Annotated in this window: 19 protein-coding genes; 5 read left to right on the top strand and 14 right to left on the bottom strand. The window is 61.1% G+C overall.

All coding sequences use genetic code 11. The annotated features are described in order from the left end of the window. Positions 1-374: 374 nt before the first annotated feature. Both ACP7BN_RS21955 and ACP7BN_RS21960 read right to left on the bottom strand, forming a co-directional pair. On the bottom strand, positions 375-1,169 hold the full coding sequence (locus ACP7BN_RS21955; RefSeq protein WP_426206052.1) for a response regulator transcription factor: 795 nt from the start codon (positions 1,167-1,169) through the stop codon (positions 375-377). A 91-nt stretch (positions 1,170-1,260) separates the two neighbouring features. Beyond that, on the bottom strand, positions 1,261-1,731 hold the full coding sequence (locus tag ACP7BN_RS21960; protein ID WP_426206053.1) for an A24 family peptidase: 471 nt from the start codon (positions 1,729-1,731) through the stop codon (positions 1,261-1,263). Between the two features lie 75 nt (positions 1,732-1,806). Here ACP7BN_RS21960 and ACP7BN_RS21965 point away from each other — a divergent pair, with 75 nt between their 5' ends. After that, entirely contained in the window at positions 1,807-2,247 is a 441-nt protein-coding gene (locus ACP7BN_RS21965) for a TadE/TadG family type IV pilus assembly protein (protein WP_426206054.1), read from the top strand. Continuing rightward, positions 2,244-5,009 (top strand): ATP-binding protein, encoded by a 2,766-nt coding sequence (locus tag ACP7BN_RS21970; RefSeq protein ID WP_426206055.1) that lies wholly within the window; start codon positions 2,244-2,246, stop codon positions 5,007-5,009. The genes ACP7BN_RS21965 and ACP7BN_RS21970 overlap by 4 nt, the downstream gene beginning before the upstream one ends. Here ACP7BN_RS21970 and ACP7BN_RS21975 read toward each other — a convergent pair. The 5 genes from ACP7BN_RS21975 to ACP7BN_RS21995 all read right to left on the bottom strand — a co-directional run bounded on the left by ACP7BN_RS21975 (position 4,979) and on the right by ACP7BN_RS21995 (position 9,310). Further along, positions 4,979-6,961: a pilus assembly protein TadG-related protein gene (locus tag ACP7BN_RS21975; RefSeq protein WP_426206056.1), complete on the bottom strand. Its 1,983-nt coding sequence runs from the start codon at positions 6,959-6,961 to the stop codon at positions 4,979-4,981. The genes ACP7BN_RS21970 and ACP7BN_RS21975 overlap by 31 nt on opposite strands. 73 nt (positions 6,962-7,034) lie before the next feature. Next, entirely contained in the window at positions 7,035-7,592 is a 558-nt protein-coding gene (locus ACP7BN_RS21980) for a DUF4136 domain-containing protein (RefSeq protein ID WP_426206057.1), read from the bottom strand. Between the two features lie 27 nt (positions 7,593-7,619). Further along, on the bottom strand, positions 7,620-8,246 hold the full coding sequence (locus ACP7BN_RS21985) for a DUF4136 domain-containing protein (protein ID WP_420647112.1): 627 nt from the start codon (positions 8,244-8,246) through the stop codon (positions 7,620-7,622). 12 nt (positions 8,247-8,258) lie between these two features. Then, the gene (locus ACP7BN_RS21990) at positions 8,259-9,008 is read right to left on the bottom strand and encodes a methyltransferase (protein ID WP_426206058.1); all 750 of its coding nucleotides are present in this window, start codon (positions 9,006-9,008) and stop codon (positions 8,259-8,261) included. After that, entirely contained in the window at positions 9,008-9,310 is a 303-nt protein-coding gene (locus ACP7BN_RS21995; RefSeq protein ID WP_007951009.1) for a MazG-like family protein, read from the bottom strand. The genes ACP7BN_RS21990 and ACP7BN_RS21995 overlap by 1 nt, the downstream gene beginning before the upstream one ends. 154 nt (positions 9,311-9,464) lie before the next feature. Between ACP7BN_RS21995 and ACP7BN_RS22000 the strand changes: the two genes are divergently transcribed. Together ACP7BN_RS22000 and ACP7BN_RS22005 are read left to right on the top strand one after the other, a co-directional pair. Next, on the top strand, positions 9,465-9,758 hold the full coding sequence (locus ACP7BN_RS22000; RefSeq protein ID WP_420647110.1) for a hypothetical protein: 294 nt from the start codon (positions 9,465-9,467) through the stop codon (positions 9,756-9,758). Between the two features lie 38 nt (positions 9,759-9,796). Beyond that, on the top strand, positions 9,797-11,146 hold the full coding sequence (locus ACP7BN_RS22005) for an MATE family efflux transporter (protein ID WP_426206059.1): 1,350 nt from the start codon (positions 9,797-9,799) through the stop codon (positions 11,144-11,146). On the opposite strand, the gene ACP7BN_RS22010 is transcribed toward ACP7BN_RS22005, so the two are convergent. The 7 genes from ACP7BN_RS22010 to ACP7BN_RS22040 all read right to left on the bottom strand — a co-directional run bounded on the left by ACP7BN_RS22010 (position 11,140) and on the right by ACP7BN_RS22040 (position 18,697). Next, a complete protein-coding gene (locus ACP7BN_RS22010; protein WP_426206060.1) occupies positions 11,140-12,015 on the bottom strand; it encodes an alpha/beta hydrolase in 876 nt (291 codons plus the stop codon). The two genes, ACP7BN_RS22005 and ACP7BN_RS22010, sit on opposite strands and share 7 nt — an antisense overlap. 12 nt (positions 12,016-12,027) lie before the next feature. After that, entirely contained in the window at positions 12,028-12,822 is a 795-nt protein-coding gene (locus tag ACP7BN_RS22015; RefSeq protein ID WP_426206061.1) for a DUF4123 domain-containing protein, read from the bottom strand. Further along, positions 12,819-14,156, bottom strand: coding sequence for a type VI secretion system Vgr family protein (locus ACP7BN_RS22020; protein WP_426206062.1), 1,338 nt, complete (start codon positions 14,154-14,156; stop codon positions 12,819-12,821). Before ACP7BN_RS22020 ends, ACP7BN_RS22015 begins: the two co-directional genes overlap by 4 nt. A gap of 233 nt (positions 14,157-14,389) precedes the next feature. After that, positions 14,390-16,303 (bottom strand): arginine decarboxylase, encoded by a 1,914-nt coding sequence (speA, locus tag ACP7BN_RS22025; RefSeq protein ID WP_420647105.1) that lies wholly within the window; start codon positions 16,301-16,303, stop codon positions 14,390-14,392. 219 nt (positions 16,304-16,522) lie between these two features. Beyond that, complete coding sequence (locus ACP7BN_RS22030; protein WP_420647104.1) at positions 16,523-16,894, bottom strand: translation initiation factor Sui1; 372 nt, start codon at positions 16,892-16,894, stop codon at positions 16,523-16,525. A gap of 174 nt (positions 16,895-17,068) precedes the next feature. Then, entirely contained in the window at positions 17,069-17,626 is a 558-nt protein-coding gene (locus ACP7BN_RS22035; RefSeq protein WP_426206063.1) for an NUDIX hydrolase, read from the bottom strand. A gap of 3 nt (positions 17,627-17,629) precedes the next feature. Continuing rightward, complete coding sequence (locus ACP7BN_RS22040; protein ID WP_420647102.1) at positions 17,630-18,697, bottom strand: DUF2333 family protein; 1,068 nt, start codon at positions 18,695-18,697, stop codon at positions 17,630-17,632. A gap of 238 nt (positions 18,698-18,935) precedes the next feature. On the opposite strand from ACP7BN_RS22040, the gene gcbA reads away from it, so the two are divergent. Further along, positions 18,936-20,606: a diguanylate cyclase GcbA gene (gcbA, locus tag ACP7BN_RS22045; RefSeq protein ID WP_426206064.1), complete on the top strand. Its 1,671-nt coding sequence runs from the start codon at positions 18,936-18,938 to the stop codon at positions 20,604-20,606. Positions 20,607-21,252 lie beyond the last annotated feature (646 nt).

Raw genomic sequence — 21,252 nt, forward strand, 5'->3', positions numbered from 1 at the left:
AAAGCCACCCAATCCGCTCCAGATCTTGCCCCACCACCACTCAACACGATGAGCGTTAGCTCAAGTACCGCTTTTGATCTCAAGCGCCCATCGGCAGGCTGAGTGGAGGGATTCATCCGGGGCAGGCGCGTAGCGCCGTTTGGCGAAGCCAAACACATCGAGAGGAGGTGCAGCGCAGCAAACCGGAGGCGATGCCCCCGGATGAATCCCGGAGCGAAGGAACCCCGAGCCCCAGCGAGCGGGCCGAACGTCAGGGTAAAGACCTTTGCTTCCTTTGGGGCGTCTGCCAAAGGGAGTCGACCGTCAGGGCGAAACCGTCAGCAGCAACACCCGCAGCAACGGATATACCCCCAAAACCCCAAAAGCCGCCGAGTCTAATGCGCCGTAACCCGCTGCCGAGCCGAAGAAGGCGACAAAGCCAAAGCCAACTGCGTCCGATTATGCATATGCGTCAAACGCAAAACCTGCGACACATACAACTTCACCGTGTTCTCGGTAATCCCCAACTCACAGGCAATCTGATAATTGGTCTGCCCCTTGCCCACCAACCGCGCCACATCCAGCTGACGCGGCGACAACTGCGCAAAGATCGCCGGCATCTCACCACCTTCACCCTGCATTTGTTCGGAAGGCGCAGGCCCGCGCCGAACCTTGTCCAGATCCTGATACAAATCATCGATCGACGACGAAAGATCCTGCAGCTTCTGATTCAAGTGTCCCAATTGCAAAGTCTTGTGCCGCTCCTGCAACACCACTTCCTGACGCTGCAAGCCTTCGAGCAATTCATCCAGATTGACCGGTTTCTGGTAATAGTCGGCAATCCCCGCACGCAACGCCTTGATCACGTCCTGCTTGTCAGCGCGACCAGTGAGCATGATCGCCTCGAACACCCGCTGTTTACCGGCCAGGCGCTGCAACGCCTGCACCAGCTCGATGCCGTCCATGTCCGGCATATGCAGATCGCACAGCACCAGACCAATCGTTGCGTCTTCGCTGAAACGCTCGATCGCCTGCTTGCTGGATTCGCAAGGGACGCAGCGATAACCGCTGCTTTCCAGAAATTCACACAGTTCCTCGACGATCAACGGTTGATCGTCGACCACCAAGACTTTTACTGCCGACGTAAACTTGTTCACGTGCCACTCCATGCCCAGGCCAAAGCTGACCATTCCTGTACTGCCAGTCGATAGCTGTATAACTGCTCATTTGAAAGTAGACGTACTTTCCGACTATGTACATAGCAGTAGTGGCGACTGGCGACTAATGGATCCACAACACAGTCAGGAGCGTGCCAATCAGCACGAACGGCGCAAATGGCAGCTTTTTTGACAGTTCAGGGCTGAAATTTCGTAAATGTTCTCTAAGCCGTTGACTTGCATGCAGCCAGAGTTTTGGCACAAGCAGCATCCACACTGCACTCGCCAGCGCGGCGCCGATAAAGGCGCCGAGCAGGTGTTGACCGTCCGTCGCGAGAGCCAGTGCTGTCATTAATTTCACATCGCCGCCGCCCAATCGGCGCAACGCGTAACCGGGTAATGTCAATGCCAACGCCAACAGCACGGCCCAGGCAGCCTGTCCAGCGTTGGCGCCCAGCCAGGTGCTGCCGGTGACCAGCAGATAAATCAACGCCAACCCGCCAATGCCCAGCGTCAGGCTGTTGCCGATATGGCGTTCGCGGGCGTCCTGTGCCGCGCAAAGCGTCAGCCAGAGCAAGAGGACCAAGCTGTGCATCCGGTAAAAAACGTCCGTTTTGGCTGAATGATTCTATGCTGACATTACGTAGTGATAGTCAGGGTAGACGCACTCATGAAAACCGCCCTCCCGCGCAAACAAAAAGGTGCCGTCGCGATCGAGTTCGCGTTGGTATTCGTGATCTTCTTCGCGGTGTTCTACGGAATCGTCAGCTACAGCCTGCCGATGCTGCTGATGCAGGCGTTCACCCAATCGACCTCGGAAGCCGTGCGTCGCAGTGTGGCGCTGGATCCATCGACCGCCAACTACGCGACCGCCGTCCAGACAGTCGCCAGAACCGAGCTGGCCCGTCGCCTGGCGTGGCTGCCTGCGTCGTTGAATTTCAATGCGACTACCGACGCCACCGTGACGTATGTCGGCGGCTTGCTGACGGTGCGCATCAATTACCCGACCAGCAAGCTCAATCAGGCGCTGCCGTTTCTGGTGCTGCCCGGCATCGGCGCAGTGCCACGTCTGCCGGCCAATCTCACTGCCAGTTCGAGCCTGCAATTTTGAGTGCCGGTGACAAGCTGTTCGACCGTTTGCTCAACCGTCAACCGTCCACACCCGCCGAGCTTGTGGACGTCCCCGGCGTGCAGAGTGTCGGTTTGCAGCTGCATCTGAATGACGGCGGCGAGGTCATGCACTTGACCGGGCCATTGCGCCATCTGCTGGCGCAACCGCTGTCGGCTGCCGGCAACGCGCATCTGCTGGATTATCTGCTGCCGCACAGCAGCCTTGCGGTCGAAGGCCAGCCCGCTGAATGGCAGGGGCAATCGCTCGATCTGGATTTTTTCAGCCTCGTCGGCCCGCCCCTGCACCTGCGTGGCTGGGTGCAACGGCAGGCGCACGGCTGGCTTCTGCAACTGCTGGACATCGGCGATCTGCTGGACGAGCGGCGACAGGCGCGCAGTCGCGAGCAATGCCAATGGCTGGCCGGGCAGATCCGCGATCAACTGCGTCTGTGCAGCTTCGCACGTTTGCCGGAGGTACTCGGCGAGCAGTTGCAGCGCCTGAGTCAGCAGCTGCACATCCCCTGCATGGCGGTAGCGCTGCTCGATGAGCAGGCCCAAGGCTGGCAGATTCATCAGCATTACCATGCGCCTGAGGCGCCGCAGTTGTGGCGCCCGGCGCAACGTCTGGGCAGCGGACTCGATAGCTTGAACGGCGCGGCAGCACAACGCGTGCTGCCGGGCGAGCATCACCTGCTGAGCGGCGTATTCGGCCTCAGCGAAGGCTTGGCCACGCCCTACCGCGATGCTCACGGCGTGGCCGCGTGGTTGCTCTGCGGATGCTTCGATGCGCAGCAGCATGCGGCAGATCTGAGTGACCAGGACTGGCTGCAACTGGCAGCTGCCGTGGCCGCGCCGCTGCTGGAGCGGCTGCGCGAACATCAACATCATCTGCAGCAACAACGTCTGGAGATTCTGCAAAGCCTGCTCGGCACCGGCTGGTGGGAATTGTTCCGCGACAGCGGCGAAGTTTTGCTCGCCCCCGCCCTCGCCGAGAATCTTGGCCTGAGCACCGCTCGACTGCCGGTTCAGGACTGGTTCACCCACGTGCATCCGGCCGACCGCGAGGAGTTGCGCAGTCGTCTGCAAGCCTTGCAGGACGAAGGGCTGGCGCTGGAATTGTGTGTGCGCCTGCAACGCACCGAGCAGCCGCAGGCATTGTGGTATCGCGTGCAGGGCCAGTCGCTGGGGATTGGCGCCGAGCGGCGCCTGGTCGGCTTCATGCTGGATATCAGCGACATCAAGAATCAGCAACAGCAAGCCGCCGCCGCCCATGCGCGGCTGGACAACCTGATCGCCAGTTCACCGGCGGTGATCTATGTGCAGCGCTATGTCGAAGGTGCACTGCAACCGAGTTTTTTCAGCGCCAGCCTGCAACCGCTGCTGGGCTGGAGTCTTGCCGATTGCGTGGATGGTGCGCTGGTCGAGCACGTGCACCCGGATGATCGTGCGCGCTACTTCGAGCGCACGCGGCAACTGCTGCGCGAAGGTTCAGTGAGCGCACGCTATCGCGTGCTCGATGCTCAGGGGCAGGCGCACTGGTTGCTGGATGAGGCCAAGCTGCTGCGTGACGACCTCGGGCTGCCAGTGGAAGCCGTCGGGCTGTGGCTGGACGTTACCGAAGCGACCCTCGCCGCCGAGCAAATCAAGACCAGTGAGGAACGCTACCGGATTCTGGTAGAGGACTCACCGGCGATGATCTGTCGCTACTACCCGGATCTGACTCTGACCTTCGGCAACCGGCCGTTGGCAGCGTATCTGGAGTGCGCGCCGGAACAATTGCCGGGGGTCAATCTGGGCAGCTGGATGTCGGACGAGCAGCGCCAAACATTCGTCCAGCGCCTTGCGCAACTCACTCCGGAAGTGCCAGTGAGCAGCGCCGAAATCAGTCTGCGGCTGCCGGGTCGCGAACATGCCTGGTGGATCTGGTCGGATCGCGGGATATTCGACAAACAGGGCCGCTTGCTTGAAATACAGGCGGTGGGCCGCGACAACACGGAAGTGCGGCGCTCGCAACAGCAACTGACCCAGAGCGCGAAAATGGCCACCCTCGGCGAGATGGCCACCGGACTGGCCCACGAAATCAATCAGCCGCTGAACGTGATGCGCATGGCCATCGTCAACGTGCTCAAACGCCTGGGCAGAGGCGAGGTGGAGATCGACTACCTGACCGACAAGCTCAACCGCATCGACGCTCAAGTGCAAAGAGCGGCGCGGGTGGTCGATCACATGCGCGTGTTTGGCCGGCGTTCGGAAATCGAACAGCAGCCGTTCAATCCCCTCGATGCGATTGAAGGCACCCTGTCGCTGCTGTCCGAGGGACTGCGTGGCAAAGGTGTCGAGCTGCGCGTCAGTGAAGCGAATTTTCAGGTGCAGGTTCGCGGTTACGTCGATCAACTCGAGCAAGTGCTGATCAACCTGATGGTCAATGCGCGCGACGCGCTGCTGAGCAAACGCGAGGCGAATCGCGACTTCCAGCCATGGATCGGTGTGCGCGCCGAACATGACGAGCACGTCGTACGCCTGTGGGTCGAAGACAATGGCGGCGGCATCGATCCGCGCTTGCTGGAGCGGATTTTCGAGCCGTTCTTCACCACCAAACCGGTGGGCGTCGGCACCGGTCTCGGCTTGTCGGTGAGTTACGGCATCGTCGAAAACATGGGCGGACGTCTGAGCGTGCGCAACGGCGACGACGGTGCGCGGTTCTGTATCGAGCTACCAATGGCCGTCGATGATCAGATCACCAGCGTCGCCCGACCCGACTGACAACTGAGGTTGGCGCCGACGTCGACCTTGTTCAGGTCGATACCCAGGCTGACCAGCAAGGTGTTGATCAAGGTATCCAGCAACGGCCCGAGCACGGTGTTGATCGCGGTCACCAGCAGGTTTTTCACCGTGGTCAGAATCGCCCCCAGCCCACCGACCAGACTGCCGGTCGGCCCGTGCATGTTGAGATTGATATTGCTCAAGGTGTCACCCAGGCTGCTGACCACATTAGTGGTACTGAACGAGTAGTAGAACGGCGCCTGATTGATTTCCGGCAGGCTGGCAGCAGGCGGCGCGGAGTAGACATGAGGCGTATTGGCGTTCTGGCCGATGGTGGTGTCGGCGGAAATATCCAGCCCTCCGCCCACGCTGGGGATGCGCGGGTCGCAACTGACCGGCAGGATCAGAAAGCGTCGGCAGGTCTTTACGCCGATGTCGATGATCTTCAACGGCTGTACCACGATATTCGGTGGCGTGACGTTGTTGCCGAACGCGGTGGCGGGATCGATATTGCCGATGCGCAGATTGGCCACGGCGGTTGTGGTGTTGGTGGTCAGGGTTTTGTTGGTCGGGGTCAGGCAACTGAACGCCGTGACATAACTATTGGCCGCCGCCACATCCAGCGCCACGTCGAGGCGTATCGGTCCCGGCAACAGCACAATCGAGGGCGTCTCGCACGGCGCGCCAAGAGCGCAGCCCAGAGAATCGATCACGCCGACCAGATTCAGATGCAACAGAGCATTGAGGGTGTTGGTCAAAGGCGCCGCCAGATCCGTGACCGCGTTGACCAGGTTCAGGATCGAATCGAGGATCGGCAGATTGATCGACAGCAGCGTGCGCACCTGCGCGGTTTTCACATAGATCCGGTTGGGTCCCAAGGGGTTTTGCACGGCCAACCGTGGATCACCGATCGCCGACAGTTGTGGCGGTTCCAGCACCTGCACCCGCGCGGTGATCTGCGCCAGCCCGGCGAGGTTGATCGGCAGATTGGCCACCAGGCCGTTCTGCTTATTGGCCAGTTGCACGAAGCCTTCGATCAGGTCGAACACTTTCAGGTCCACCGCCAGCGCCGAGGCCTGAGTGCCGGCCTGCACATTCAGCAGTTTGCCCAGCACCACTTGCGTTGCACCGGCCGCGGCTTTGATCGCCTGCAACCCGATGATGGTCGCCGTGGCGCCGAGCGTGCCGTTGGGGTCGAGGACGTTGATCGCAGTCTGGATCAACTGGCTGACGGCGATCGTGTTGCCGAGCACTTGATCGTAGCCGCCGGCACTCAAGCCGATATCGACCTTCAACCGGTCCAGATAGCCCAGCAGATTGATGTTGGTGTTGACCATGCCGTTCCAGCTCACGGCGCTGAGATTGAGGTTGCCGCCGAGCAATCCACCGAACAACGCATTCAGCGCGGCGGATTTGGCGGTATCGACACTCAGCGCGGTGCTGCGGATGGTCAATGAGGCGAGCGGCGGCGGCAACGCGGCGACCGCAGTGGCGCTGAGGGTGACGGTCGCGCTGCGCCCTGCCCCGCCGAACAGCGCGCCAATCCCGCCGGCGACGCTTTGTGTCACGGCGTGCGTGACGATCACGCGGATCGCTTGCGTGCTGGCGGCGTTGGCGGTGAACACACGAAAATTACTCGCATCCAGCGTCAGTCCGCCGCAAGCCACGGCCAACGTACGGCCAGCGCCGGGAATCGCAAAGCCGTTGCGGATGACGCTGGCAAGGGCATAGGCATTGGCCGTGGCGCCAGCGCTGCAATTGCCGCCACGGGTCGCGGCTTCAAGGGCAGCCACGTCGGCGACCCGTTGCAGGTTGCGTTTTTCCAGGTACAAACGGCCGCTGTCGACTACCACGAGGATGAACATCAGGGCCATCCCGAGGGTCAACGCGGCGGTCAAGCCGATCGCCCCACGTTGCCGAGCCGGGCCGCAAAATCGAGAACGAGGCGACATCGCGCACTCCTTTGCCGGCGCACAGCCGAGCGCTACCTCCATTGGTGCAGTTGAGTGTAGACACGGTTGCGAATTAACGCGGTGGATAGTTCGCGAGGATCCGCCCCACCGTTTCGCGAACGGCATTGCTGCGATCTGCAGGGTTCGGCGAACTGCTCATGATCTGTTCATCGCTGCCGCGCCATACCAGTTTGCCGTCCTTGCCGTCGAGCAGGTCGACCTGAATGGTCGCGACTTTGTAGGTGATGTTGCGGGTTTCGTTGTACATCGGCGCGCCGTAGTAGCCGTTCCATGGACCGCCCCACCCACCGCCGTAGTTGGTGGTCACCTGTTGCTGGCGATCCTCGACGATCAGGTAGGTCTGCACATTCAGATCCCCCTTGGCGCCGTTGGTTGCCGGGCGCAAACCGCGCTGGTCGAGTTGATCGGCCACGGCCTGGCGGATGCGTTGTTCGGTCAGATCACTCTTGATCCGCGGATCATCAGGGCGATATTGCAGGGCGGGGTCTTTCCAGCTCCAGCTGCGATACGCAGCAAAGTCGCGGCTGGCGTCGAAGTCGTGATTGACCTGGTTGGAGGCGCAAGCGCTGAGCAGCGCGGCCAGAGCCAGTAAAGCGAGACGGCGGAACATGGTTTTTCTCCACTCACAGGCGGGAAGCTAACTCGGAGGATACGCCGACATCGCCTTTTCCACAGCCTCACGAATCGCATCGGTACGATCAGTCTGGCTGCCCTTGTTGGCGGTTTCAGCGCTCGAACTCCAGACCGGCTGGCCGGTGCCGGCATCGAACAGATCGACCTGCACCACCACGACCTGCTCTTGGTAAGTGCGCACGATCGGCACCGAGTTGTACATGCCGTAACCGCGGCCATAACGATCATAGCCGCCATAACCGCCGCCGTAGTACCCGCCGCCGTAACCGTAATCGTCCTGCACCTGACGCATACGGGTTTCCAGCCGCAGGTTGGCGCTGACGAACAGGTCGGCCGGACGATTGTCATGCAGCGGGCGCAAGCCGCGTTGATCGAGGGCACTGCTGACCGCCTCGGCGACTTGCGCCGAATCCGCCCACGCCGTGCCCGGCGGCATGCGTCCGTTGAGCCACGCCCAGCTGCGATAGCGCCCGTAATCGCGGGGCGGTGCCGGGTAGGCGCTGCGGTCGAAGGTGTTCGCGGCTTGCGGCGGTGCCGGCGGCAATGGCCGGGACTGCGCGACATAGGGGTTGCTGCCCTGGCAGGCAGCCAACCCCAGACAGATCAGCAACAATCCAGCATGAGCTTTCATTTCGCGCTCCGATCAGATCGGCCGGCAGATCCAGTGCAAGTAACGCCCAAGCCCGGCGAAGCTTGGGTGGCGACGGTGAGCGAGCTCCATCTCCAGCAAATCCGCCAGTTCGACGCGGTTCTGGAATTCCACCGGCATGTAATCGTGGAAAACCCGCACCCCGCTTTGGCTTTCGACCTGCCACAACCCTGCGAGTTGCGTTGCCAATTCACGCGGATCAAGTGGCTGCTGCGGGGTCAGGCTTTGCTTCTCGCCGGCCATGTCGTTTTTGCGCATTTTCTTGAAATGGCCTTTGAGCAGATTGCGGTAAATCAGCGCATCGCGGTTGTAGAACGCCAGCGACAGCCAGCCGCCGGGCTTGGTCAGTTGGTGCAGCACCGGCAGAATCGCGTGCGGTTCGGACAGCCATTCGAGCACGGCGTGGCAAATCACCACGTCATAGGGCTCGGTGAGCTGGCCGAGCAGTTCCTGCCACGGCGCCTGAATGAACGTTGCGGTTTGCCCGGCCTCGGCGAAACGCTGGCGCGCGCCTTCAAGCATCGGTTCGGCTGGCTCGGTAAAGGTCACATCGTGCCCACGTTCGGCCAGCCACAGCGACATGTGGCCGAGACCGCCGCCGATATCCAGCACGCGCAATGGGCGATCCGGCAAGGCTTCGGCGAGGTCGGCCTGCAACACGGCGAGGCGGATTGCGCCTTTGGCCCCACCGTAGATTTTTTCAGCGAAACGGGTCGCCAACTGATCGAAATGACGGTCGCTCATCAGCTGAACCGCCGTTCGCTGTCGGCGAGTTTGCTGCGCACCACTTCATTCATGTCCAGGCCCAATTCGCTACACAGCAGTAACAGATACAAAACGATGTCGCCGACTTCCTGCCCGGCGTGGGCGAGTTTGTCTGCCGGCAACTGGCGCGACTGGTCTTCGGTCAGCCACTGGAAAATTTCCACCAGCTCGGACATTTCCACGCTGGCGGCCATGGCGAGGTTTTTCGGGCTGTGAAATTGCCGCCAGTCATTGCGGTCGCGAATGGCGTGCAGGCGTTCGGTCAGTTCAACAAGGTTCATCGGGCTCTCCTGAAGGCGTATAGCTTCGGGGGGATGCGGGGGGAAGGCAAGAGGCAGCCGTCACCACTAATGCGCGGCAAACCTCTATGCTTGCAGGGAACTCGGCCGCCGCTGCTGCGGCCCAAGGCTCATTGCCCAATTTCAGGATGCTCACATGCAGGTAGAAAGCTTTTTCGAATGGCTCGGCCAGGCACTTGGTTCGGTTATCCGCTTTATTGTTGATGGCCTCAGCGGGCTGTTCAATCTGCTGAGTAATGCCGGCAGCAACTTTGTCGACGGATTGTCGAAGACGCTGGGGATGGACACATCGATCATCAGCATCATCGCGTTGATCGTGGGGCTGATGCTGTTGTGGTCGGCGATTCGGGCGTTCATGAATGCTTCGATTATTGCGGGGATTATCTGGTTGTTGCTGGGACTCTGGCTGCTCAGCTGGATCATTCACTGATCCCACCCGTTACACTGCCGCTCCCCCAAGGAGCCCGCATGCCCAACCTGATCACCGACTGGCGCGACCGCCCGACCCATCGCCGGGTCTGGGCGCTCGCCGCGCCCATGATCCTTTCCAACATTTCCGTACCGCTGGTGGCGCTGGTCGACAGCACCGTCATCGGCCACCTGCCCCACGCCCATCAATTGGGCGCGGTGGCGGTGGGCGCCAGCCTGTATACCTTTCTGGCCTGGGCCATGGGTTTTCTGCGCATGGGCACCACCGGGTTTGCCGCGCAAGCCGCCGGGCGCAGTGATGGCGCGGCGTTGCGGCAGATTCTGTTGCAAGGCTTGCTGCTGGCGTTGGGACTGTCGTTGCTGCTCGGCACCCTGGGCGTACCGCTGAGCGGCGTGGCCCTGCACTTCATGCAGCCGTCGGCAGAGCTCGATCAACTGACCCGCGACTTCTTCCACACGCGCCTGTTCGGCTTGCCCGCAGCGCTGGCCAGTTATGCGTTGGTCGGATGGTTCCTCGGCACCCAGAACGCCCGGGCGCCGCTGGCGATTCTGCTCAGTACCAATCTGATCAACATCGTCCTCAATCTATGGTTCGTCATGGGGCTGGACTGGGGCGTGGTTGGCTCGGCCCGCGCTTCGGTGATTGCTGAATGGAGCGGCGCGCTGGTCGGTTTGCTACTGACCCGCAAAGCCTTGCGCGCCTATCCCGGGCACATCGCCTGGGCCGCGCTGAAGTTGTGGCAGAGCTGGCGCCCGCTGTTGGCGGTCAATCGCGATATCTTCATTCGCAGCCTGGCGCTGCAATCGGTGTTTTTTCTGATCACCGTACAAGGCGCGCGACTCGGTGATGCGACGGTTGCGGCCAATGCGCTGCTGCTCAACGGCCTGCTGCTGACCGCGCATGCGCTGGACGGACTGGCGCATGCGGTCGAAGCCTTGTGCGGCCATGCCATCGGCGCGCGTGATCGGCTGGCGCTGCGGCGTTCACTGGTGGTGGCGGGAGGCTGGTCGTTGCTGGCGAGTCTGGGTTTTGCCGCGCTGTTCCTGTGCGCCGGGCATTTGTTCATCGAGATGCAGACCGACATCCAGAGCGTGCGCGATACCGCGTTCATCTATTTGCCGTATCTCGCGGTGCTGCCGTTGATCGCGGTCTGGAGTTACCTGCTCGATGGTCTGTTCATCGGCGCCACTCGTGCGCGGGAAATGCGCAATGGGATGCTTCTGACTGTCGTGTTGTTGCTGCCGATCGCCTGGGCGCTCAAGGATCTGGGCAACCACGGACTGTGGATTACCTTCCTGCTTTTCATGGTCCTGCGCAGCCTGACCCTCGGTGCTCTGGCGCTATGGCTGCGGCGTGACGACGGCTGGTTCAGCGGCGCCGCTCACTGAGTCGGCGTGTGCTGGATGAACGAAACCACTTGATCGAACACCGGGGCCAACTGCCGTAACGGTCGCGACAGAGTCGCCACCAGTGTTATGTGGCTGGGCCGCGAGTAATACAACTCGCGCACCGGCACCCCGGCCTCACGCAGTTTGCGCGCCATGCCGCCAGTGTTACGCGTCGGGTCGACCAACTCGTCCTCGCTCGCGGCGATCAGCAGCGCTGGCGGTGCAGCGCGGCTGACGTGGTTGATCGGTTGCGACTGCGGTGGCGAATCGGGCCAGAAGAACACCGGGCGCACATCGGGATTCTTGATCGGCAGAAAATCGTAAGGCCCGGCCAGACCAATCCAGCCGCGCAGCTCCTTCGGCGACATTCCGACTTTGCCCAACAATTGCGGATCAAGCGCCAGCATCGCTGCGTTGTAGGCGCCGGAGCTGTGGCCCATCAGATATACGCGCTGCGGGTCGCCGGAAAATCCCTGAATGTGTGCTTTGGTCCAGGCCACGGCTTTGGCCCCGTCCTCAAGAAACAGCGGATAGCGCACCTGCGGATACAAGCGATAATCCGCAATCACCGCGACGATGCCGCGCGACGCCAGCGCCTCGCCGACAAAAGTGTAGTCCTCGCGGTCGCCGCTGTTCCAGCTGCCGCCGTAGAAAAACACCAGCACTGGCGCATCTTTGGCCGCGTGATGCGGCACGTAGACATCGAGTTTCTGCCGCGGGTCATTGCCATAAGCAATGCCCGCGGTCTTGCTGAAAGTGTCCTGCGGTGTCAGGCCATTGAGGATTTTCAGCGGCGAGCAGGCACTGAGCAGCATCAGTAACAACGCGCCGCCAATCACGCCAAACCACTGCCGTAAAGAATGTGCCATGCGCGCCTCGCCTCAGGGTTGATGGTTTTGCCAGTGTTGCCGCAGATACTCAAGCCGCTGCGCCTGACTCAGCCCCGACGGCGGTTGCACCAGCAGTGCACGCGGATGCTGCAAGCGTAGCCACAACCAGTCGTCGAGCACGGCGCGTTCGCTGAAACCCAGCGCCTGGCCCTGCTGTAAATGGGAGGACAGCGATGTGTAGTCGGTTCCAACTGATCGACTCCAGCGCCAGAGGTGCTGATCCAACAGGCAACTTTGCAGGCGCTCACGCTGACGACGCGTGAGGCTTTCTTCGATACCCAGCGATTCGACCTGCAACTGCGGGTTGCGCAGTTGCTGCCAACCCTGACTGCCGTTTGCCCGGTCAGCCCACGTGCCGCCAAACCAGCGAACCCAGCCGAGCGGTCCGAGCCAGCGGCTGAGTTGCCGGGCATCGCAGGCATCGAAAAAATAGCTGGCAACCTGGCGATTGTAATAATTGAGCAGCGCGCGGTGATTCAGGCCGACCGACACGGTGAGCATGCGCTGCAGATGGCTGCGCAATTGTTCCGCTGGTGCTGCGCTGCCCAGCAGCAGTCCATGCCAGGTCTGCGGGTCGGAGTGACACAAGGCTGACAGCGCCGGGCAAGCGCGCAAATCGATCAACAGCGGCCCCCGCTCACCCAAGGGTTCAAACTCGGTGCCGTCGAACAACCGCAGGCGCGGTACGTGATTGAATCCGCGTTGCAGCATCGGCAAGGCTCGCGGTGAATCTGCGACATCCAGCATCAACCATTGCGCATTTTGCCCGGGCGCTGCGCCGCTCATCTCCCGTCGCCCGGATTCAGCCCGGCAACCAGCCGACAGCTGCATAACGCCTGCGGGCAATGACTGAAACTGCCACCACCGGGTATCAGACACAACAACAGCAATGGTTCGGCAGCGGCCAGCCATTGCGCCATGCCTTCGGTCGCGAGCTTTTCAGGCGCGGACAGCGATTCTTCCTCCTTGAGGTCGGACTGCAGCGCACACGGCTGGAGCACCCCACTGATGATCGGCTGATCGGGATCGCCTTCAAGAAAACTCACCACCACTTCGGCGCCTTCACGCAACAGCGCCGGCGGCGTATCAGCCAATGCCGGCGCAAGTGGCAACCAGCAATGGCTGGGCGTGGCCCCTTCGCCCTGATAGAGCCAGTCGAACTGCACGGCGACCGGCCGCAGGCAATCAGGTTGCGGCTCGTCAACTGTCACCACCCATGCGCGTTGCAGCCCCTGCATGTGCAACCTCGAACATGCAGCGCTCGAGACCCCGTGCCAGCGGTCGGTAGCCCGAATCAGGTTGCTGTAGGGCGGTTCGAGTGCCTGATCGGCGCGATGCTCGATACGCGTCAGCAGCCAGTTGGCGGGGCATCCATTGAACGGGTCGCCAGACATGCTCAACCAGCGGCCGCTGCGCAGCGTCGGCTGATCGGAAAATCCCTGGGCCGACTTTACTTTCGACCAGCGCTGACTGACGTCCTCGCGCATTTGCCAGCGGCGCACGGCCGGCGCACCACTGTTGCCCTCGTCGTCGACCGCTGCTACGTCAACCCGCGGCATGCGTTGCGGATCATCGCCAAACACCAGGCAGTGCGCGTCTTGAGCATGTTCGAAGTGATAGTGAATCTGCGCTTGTGTGCACAAGCGTTGTACCAGTTGCAGATCAGACTCACGGTATTGCGTGCAAAAACTGCGCGGTGGGTAATCAGCATGCAGGTCAAAGCGACGCTGCGCGCCCGTGATGCCGTGCTCCTTGAGCACCTGGTCGAGGATCTGCGGCACCGATTGGCCACTGAAAATACGTCGACTGAAACGCAGATCGAGGCAACTGAGTTTCGGCGCCAGCCGCGCCCGACATAGTCGCGCACCGTGACCGTGCTCGTGTTGAACGAGGCTGTGCAACTGCCCATGTACGCGGTTGCCCTTCGGCCCGAAAAACAGTTGTGCCGAGCGATACAGCAACCCAGCGAGATCCAGATGCGGATCATCGATCAACAGATCGATTTCAAACGCAAAGGGTTCGCTGATGGCTTCGCAACCGGTGAAAGCGAGGACTTCGAACGGGGCGGACAGACCCGCTACATCGAGGCGAAACGACGGCTCGTCGGCTGGATCGAACATGGGCGATTCTCTACAGGAGGGGCGGGCGGGGATTCTCGCCGAGAGCCATGGCCGAGTAGAGAGGCGAAGTACAACTTAGGAAATGACCTACGCGAAAAGCAGACGACATCACTTCCCCTGTCAGGAAGCAGGCCGTTTCACGCGGGAAAAACAGAGAAATCCCACCAGATCATCCGAAACTTCCGCTGCGCACGGGACAATTTCAGACAACCTGGTGCGATTGAAACCTGGTCTCAGGAAGACAGGTAGGAGGAGCGGGTCAGGCCCAGACGCAAGGCATCGAGGAACTGCGTGCGCTCGGTCGGGCTGATGCGCGCACTGGCGCACTTGTCGCGGTAGTGGGTCATCAGTTCTTCCGGCGACAAGTGCACATAACGCAGCATGTCTTCGATGGTGTCGTGGGTCTCGATCCCGGCGTGATACACGCTGCCGTCGGCATTCTGGTAGATGTTCACCGAGTCGGTGTCACCGAACAGGTTGTGCATGTCGCCGAGAATTTCCTGATACGCGCCGACCAGGAAGATACCCAGCAGGTAGTCCTCGCCCTCGTTCAAACCGTGGACCGGAAGGCTGGTCTCGATGCTCTGCTCGTCGACGTATTGCTTGATCTTGCCGTCGGAGTCACAGGTCAGGTCTTGCAGCACGGCACGGCGCAGCGGCTCTTCATCGAGACGGTGCAACGGCAGAATAGGCAGCACCTGGCCGATGGCCCAGGTGTCCGGCAGGCTCTGGAATACCGAGAAGTTGCAGATGTACTTGTCGGCGAGCTTGTCGTTGAGTTCATCGAGCACCTGACGATGCGAACGCTGACGCGCTTTCAACGAGTTGTGCAGGCGACGGCATACAGCGAAGTAGCACTGCTCGGCGAGGGCTTTTTGGGCCAGGGTCAGTTTGCCGTCGGCGTACTGCGCGGCCACGTCGCTCATGTAGTGCGTCGCGCGCCAGTAGGTTTCGGTGACCATTTCGATGTCGGTCGGGCCGAGCAGGTCAACCAGCCACTGCACGGTTTCCGGCAGTTCTTCCTTGTTGTCGATCTGCGGCACGTCGTCGTTGTGTTTCTCGACGTCGGTCACCTGCACCACCAGCATGGCGTGGTGCGCAGTCAGCGAACGGCCGCTCTCGGAGAAGATGTTCGGGTGCGGCAGGTTCTGCGCATCGCAGAATTCCTTGAGCATGCCGACCACGACACCGGCGTAATCGTCCATGTCGTAGTTGATCGAACTGGCGTTACGCGAGTGCGTGCCGTCGTAATCGACGCCCAGACCGCCGCCAACGTCGATGTGATCGACCGGCAGACCAAGGTTGCGCAGCTCGCCGTAGTAACGGATCGCTTCCTTGAAGCCGTGCTGATAGTCAGCCAGGTTGGCAATCTGCGAACCCATGTGGAAGTGCAGCAGGCGAATGCCCTGATCCAGACCGGCAGCGCGGAAACGCTCGACCACCGACAGCAATTGCGCCGCCGACAAACCGAACTTGGACTTCTCGCCACCGGTATCGGCCCACTTCGACGAAGCCAGCGATGACAGGCGCACGCGCAACCCAACCTGCGGCTTGACCTTGAGCGAAGCAGCTTCTTCGATCACCAGCGCGACTTCGGATTCTTTCTCGATCACGATGAACACGTTGTGGCCAAGCTTCTGGCCAATCAGCGCCAGACGGATGAATTCGCGATCCTTGTAACCGTTGCAGACGATGGTGCCGCCCTTCGGCGCCAGCGCCAGCACGGCCAGCAGCTCAGGCTTGGAGCCGGCTTCGAGACCGATCGACACGTCCTGGGTAGCGATGATGTTTTCGATCACTGCTTCCTGCTGGTTAACCTTGATCGGGTACAGCGCGGTGTACTTGCTCTGGTATTCCAGGCGCTCGATGTTCGCATCGAAGGCACCGGTCAACTGGCGGACACGGTCTTGCAGGATGTCAGGGAAGCGCACCAGCAACGGCAAGGACAAACCGCTTTTGCGCAGTTGGTCGACTTGCTCGAACAGGTCGATAGGCGAGCTGCTCGGTCCGTTCGGACGAACTTCGACGCGACCGGCTTCATTGATCGCGAAATATCCGGCCCCCCAATGGCGAATCCCGTAAACACTGCGGCTGTCCGCAACTGTCCATTGGCTGCCATCGTCTTTGCGTGTGCGTCGTACGGACATCGAAGTCCCCTATAAAGAAGTCATTGTGCGTCGCCTGAGTTCAGGCCGGCGCAGTCTAAAGAATGAAAATGACGGTTCGTCAGCGCGGTGGTAGACCACGCTGACAGCGTTGAGTTTAGAAACCGGTCATGAACAGGCTCTGTGAAAACCATGGAAACGACGTCAGACCCGAACACACTGGGGACTGAGACAAGCCGCGGGTGGTTTTCACAGAGGCTGCTAGCCGCCGGACTTCTTGGCCTTGAAACCGAGCTTGATCAACTCGGCCAAGAGTAGCTCGACATGATCGCCCTGGATTTCGATGATCCCGTCTTTGAGCGCGCCGCCGGTGCCGCAACGTTTCTTCAACGTTGTGGCCAGATCCTTGAGCGCCTCTTCGGCCAATGGCACGCCGGTGATGGTGGTCACCGTCTTGCCGCCACGGCCCTTGCTCTCGCGGCGTACGCGGGCAATGCCGTCGCCGGCCGGGATCAGGGTTTGTTTGCAGATACAGGCGTCCACCGGTTGACTGCAATCCGGGCAATGACGACCTGCGTCGGTGGAAAATACCAGACCGCCAAGGGCGGCGAAGGATGCGGCTTTTTTGGCCACCGGCAATCCTCTTGGGAGGACAAAGACTGATCGCAGCCTTGGGCAAGGCTATCGACCGCGAAGCCCCACTCAGGCAGGGGCAGCGCTACTGCATCGGCATTGCCGCTGCAGTTTGAAAAGGTCGCGCAGTGTAACGGCAAAAAGCCGACTTGCTAAGAGCCAATCGGCGCCAATTTATGTGTTGTTTGCGACGTCGTGCCCCTGAGCCTTGAGATAGCGCTTCAACGCGGCCAGAGAGTCCGGGCAGTAAGGCTTTTGCCGGATTTCCTGCATGACTTGTTCGATGGGAATGAAGCGCGCTTCGAGCACTTCCTCGGGTTGCAGAATCAACGGGCCGTCCCACACCGCGGAAAACGCCGAACACCACAGGCGATTGCCGGTGTCTTCGAAGTAGAAACGGTCGTGGGCGGTCAGCTCTACCCCGCTCACGCCAAGTTCTTCTTCGAGCTCACGGGCTGCCGATTCGGCGTAGGTTTCGTTGGCTTGCACCATGCCGCCAGCCGCGACGTCCCAGTACCCCGGATAAATCGCCTTGCTCAAGGTACGCCGGTGAACACACAACTCGCCGACAGAGTTGAACAACATGATGTAAGTGCCGCGCCCGATCAGCCCGCGTTCGCGTAAATCGGCGCGCACCAAGGAGCCGAGCAGGTTGTCCTGCTCGTCGACCCACGCGATCTGTTCGGCATCCGAGGCGGCGCGATGCGCCGCCTCTTTGGCGCTTTCGTCCATGACTCAGCCCTGATTGAGCAGTTGACGCAAATCGATCACAGCAGCATTGGCCCGGGAGATGTAGTTGGCCATGACCAGCGAGTGGTTAGCCAGTACACCGAAGCCGCTGCCGTTGAGGATCATCGGACTCCAGACCGGCTCTTGCGATGCTTCCAGCTCACGAATGATCTGGCGCACGCTGACGGTGGCGTTCTTCTTCGCCAGTACGTCGGCAAAGTCGACTTCAATTGCGCGCAGCAGATGGGACAAGGCCCATGCCTGACCGCGCGCTTCATAGAACACGTTGTCGATCTGCATCCACGGGGTTTCGACGACTTCCTCGTCAACCTGCGGCACCTGGCCTACGGCCGGCACTTCGGTTTTCAGCGAGGTGTTGAGCTTGACCCGACCAACGCTGGCCGACAGCCGTTGCGACAGCGAACCCAAACGGGTGCCGACATCGCCCAGCCAGTTGTTCAGGTTGTCGGCGCGCGCATAGAACAGCGCGTTTTTCTGAGTCGGGTCGGACAGGCGTGCCTGATAGCGGCTCAAGGAATTGATGCCTTCCTGATACTCCGACTCACTGGAAGGAAGAATCCAGCTCTTGTTGTCGAAGTTGAAACGCGGCTCGGCCTTGGCCAGATCAGCATCTTCGGCCGACTGCGACTGCGAGCGGGCGAAGTCTTTACGCAATGCGCGACTCAGGTCGCGGACCTGGACCAGCACGCCATATTCCCAGCTCGGCATGTTGTCCATCCACAGGCCCGGCGGGAAACGGTCGTTGGAAATGTAGCCGCCCGGCTTGCTCAGCAACGTGCCGGCGACAGTCTTGAGGGTTTCGACCGTGGTGTAGCCGACCACCATTTGCTTGCCTTCTTTCTCGGCGGCAACCTGCGCGTTTTGCGCGACCGGAAACAGCGCCGGCTCCTGACTCCAGTACCAGCCCAGGCCAATGGTCACCAGCAGATAAATGCCGACCAGCGTGGCCAGCGCGCGGCTGAACAGCAAGCCGCCGACGTAACTGCGGGTGGCCGACTTGGGCGCAGCGGCACGTTCAGGCGCACTGCCCGCGCGGTTCTTCCAGTCCAGCATGGCGATATCCTTTCAAACTTGGGGTTCAACGGTTCGACCACAACCATACAACAACGTGCCAAGGGCTGGCACCCGTCATATTTGACAGTAGGTGTTTCGCCGAGCGAAACCCGCGGGTCAGAAACTGAATTGTGCTGCACAGCAGATTATTGACGCACGACACTCATGTGACCGGAAAGAGGTGCTAGCATAGAGCCACCAGTCGATCTCAGCATGCACCCTAACTAGTAGTCAGGATATGACCGAGCCAGAAGACCCCAGCCGTGAGCGCCTCAAGCACCATTTTGCCCAGCGGGTAATTCATCAGGCACGTCAGATTCTTGAGATATGGCAGCGCCTGCAACGCAGCGAATGGTCCACCGCCGACCTCGCCGAACTGAGCGAGGCCAATCTGCGCCTGCTGCGTTTCGCCGAGCGCTTCGAACAGCCCGAGCACACCCATTTGGCGCACCACATCAGCCAGTCGCTGGAAGCCGTGGACGCCAATCGCGGGCGCCTGAGCAGCGGCCTGATCACCGATCTCAACCGCTTGATGCAGCGCCTGTCGCGCACCGGCTTGCGCCATGGCGATCAACTCGACCAGACCTTCCTGCCACCCCTGCGCAAACCGATCTATGTGATGTTGCAGGACCACGACCGCGCCGAGCGTCTGGCCAAGCAGCTGGAGTTTTTCGGTCTGAGCGCTCAGGCGCTGGACAGCGTGGCGGCATTTCGCTCATCGATGGTTGAGCGCCTGCCCGCCGCCATCGTCATGGACGTGGATTTCAGCGGTGCCGGCGTCGGTCTTAAATTGGCCGCGGAAGCGCAGGTTGGTCTGGATGAACCGCTGCCGCTGCTGTTTTTCAGCCTGCACGAAACCGACACCCCGACGCGTCTCGCCGCCGTGCGTGCCGGTGGCCAGGAATTCCTTACCGGCACCCTCGAAGCCTCGAGCCTGCTGGAGAAGATCGAAGTTCTGACCTGCGTCGCCCAATACGAACCTTATAAAGTGCTGATCATCGACGACTCGCGCGCCCAGGCGATGCACACCGAGCGCCTGCTCAACAGCGCCGGAATCGTCACCCGCACCCTGATCGAACCGATTCAGGCGATGGCCGAACTGGCGGATTTCCAGCCGGATCTGATCATCCTCGACATGTACATGCCGGCCTGCACCGGTACCGAACTGGCCAAGGTCATCCGGCATAATGATCGTTACGTCAGCGTGCCGATCATTTACCTGTCGGCCGAAGACGATCTGGACAAGCAGCTCGACGCCATGAGCGAGGGCGGCGACGACTTCCTGACCAAGCCGATCAAGCCGCGCCACCTGATCACCACGGTGCGCAACCGCGCCGCGCGCGCGCGCAATCTGAAAGCGCGGATGGTCCGCGACAGCCTCACCGGCTTGTACAACCACACGCACATTCTGCAATTGCTCGAAGACTGCTCGTTCCGCGCCCGCCGCGAAAACAAGCCGCTGAGCTTTGCCATGCTCGACATCGACCACTTCAAACGGGTCAACGACAGCCACGGCCATCCGATGGGTGACCGCGTAATCAAGAGCCTGGCGCTGTTCCTCAAGCAACGTCTGCGCAAGACCGATTTCATCGGCCGTTATGGCGGCGAAGAGTTCGCTATCGTCATGCCCGACACCGATATCGACTCCGCCCACAAAGTGCTCGACGAGATTCGCCAGCGCTTCGCGGAAATCCACTACCCGGCGCAGCCGCAGGATTTGTGGTGCACCTTCAGCGCCGGCGTGGTGGAGATGCGCGACGACTCCGACAGCCTGATGATGGCCAGCCAGGCCGACGAGGCGCTGTACCGCGCCAAGGACGGCGGACGCAATCGGGTGCAGGCCGCGCGCGACTCAAAGCAAAGTGCCACTTTTTCATCGGAATCGACCCATTCGGTCATAACCCTGTAACAGAACCGCAATAAATTCAGGCGCTTACCATTCTGCCGTTGGTAGCTGTCATGCGCCTGAAGTTGCTCACCAATCTCAACACCCTGTTGCTGGTCGCCGTGTGCGTGGCCCTCGGCGCCACGCTGTGGTGGTCGCAAAAAGCCCTGGAACGCCCATATCTTCTGATGGAGCGATACCTGGGGTTGTCCCAGCAATTTCAGAATGAGGTGGCGCGCAATGTCGAGGACTACCTCGCCAGCGGCGACGCCCTGCGCCTGAGCAGTGCCAGCCAGGCTTTAGCGGCGCTGCACAAAGAACTTGGCGAACTACCGCCTGCCCTCGCCGACACCTTGCGCCCAAGCCTTTCCAGCCTCGACGAATTCAGCAAGAGCGATCTGCTGGCCGCTGGCAAACTCGCGGGCGATCCGCAAGCGTTGTTGTTGCAAGCCGAGCGCGAGTTGAGCGCAAGTCTCGACCAACTCAGCACCTACGCCACTGGCAACGCGAGCTATCTGGCTCCGCTGCTCGCCGCTTCCCAGCACCTCGGCAAGCTGTCGCTTGCGCGCAACAAACTGGTCAGCAGCGGGCGCAGTGAACTGGCTGCCGATGTCGAACGTGAAGTGAGCAATATTCGCACACAGGCGCAGGCGATTGACGCCTTACCGCT

The sequence above is a fragment of the Pseudomonas sp. TWP3-1 genome (genome assembly GCF_049896625.1).
Lineage (GTDB): Bacteria > Pseudomonadota > Gammaproteobacteria > Pseudomonadales > Pseudomonadaceae > Aquipseudomonas.

Coding starts and splice junctions, on each gene's coding strand:
- ACP7BN_RS21955 (WP_426206052.1), bottom strand. CDS start 1,169: ATGGTCAGCTTTGGCCTGGGCATGGAGTGGCACGTGAACAAGTTTACG.
- ACP7BN_RS21960 (WP_426206053.1), bottom strand. CDS start 1,731: ATGCACAGCTTGGTCCTCTTGCTCTGGCTGACGCTTTGCGCGGCACAG.
- ACP7BN_RS21965 (WP_426206054.1), top strand. CDS start 1,807: ATGAAAACCGCCCTCCCGCGCAAACAAAAAGGTGCCGTCGCGATCGAG.
- ACP7BN_RS21975 (WP_426206056.1), bottom strand. CDS start 6,961: ATGTCGCCTCGTTCTCGATTTTGCGGCCCGGCTCGGCAACGTGGGGCG.
- ACP7BN_RS21980 (WP_426206057.1), bottom strand. CDS start 7,592: ATGTTCCGCCGTCTCGCTTTACTGGCTCTGGCCGCGCTGCTCAGCGCT.
- ACP7BN_RS21985 (WP_420647112.1), bottom strand. CDS start 8,246: ATGAAAGCTCATGCTGGATTGTTGCTGATCTGTCTGGGGTTGGCTGCC.
- ACP7BN_RS21990 (WP_426206058.1), bottom strand. CDS start 9,008: ATGAGCGACCGTCATTTCGATCAGTTGGCGACCCGTTTCGCTGAAAAA.
- ACP7BN_RS21995 (WP_007951009.1), bottom strand. CDS start 9,310: ATGAACCTTGTTGAACTGACCGAACGCCTGCACGCCATTCGCGACCGC.
- ACP7BN_RS22000 (WP_420647110.1), top strand. CDS start 9,465: ATGCAGGTAGAAAGCTTTTTCGAATGGCTCGGCCAGGCACTTGGTTCG.
- ACP7BN_RS22005 (WP_426206059.1), top strand. CDS start 9,797: ATGCCCAACCTGATCACCGACTGGCGCGACCGCCCGACCCATCGCCGG.
- ACP7BN_RS22010 (WP_426206060.1), bottom strand. CDS start 12,015: ATGGCACATTCTTTACGGCAGTGGTTTGGCGTGATTGGCGGCGCGTTG.
- ACP7BN_RS22015 (WP_426206061.1), bottom strand. CDS start 12,822: ATGAGCGGCGCAGCGCCCGGGCAAAATGCGCAATGGTTGATGCTGGAT.
- ACP7BN_RS22020 (WP_426206062.1), bottom strand. CDS start 14,156: ATGTTCGATCCAGCCGACGAGCCGTCGTTTCGCCTCGATGTAGCGGGT.
- speA (WP_420647105.1), bottom strand. CDS start 16,303: ATGTCCGTACGACGCACACGCAAAGACGATGGCAGCCAATGGACAGTT.
- ACP7BN_RS22035 (WP_426206063.1), bottom strand. CDS start 17,626: ATGGACGAAAGCGCCAAAGAGGCGGCGCATCGCGCCGCCTCGGATGCC.
- ACP7BN_RS22040 (WP_420647102.1), bottom strand. CDS start 18,697: ATGCTGGACTGGAAGAACCGCGCGGGCAGTGCGCCTGAACGTGCCGCT.
- gcbA (WP_426206064.1), top strand. CDS start 18,936: ATGACCGAGCCAGAAGACCCCAGCCGTGAGCGCCTCAAGCACCATTTT.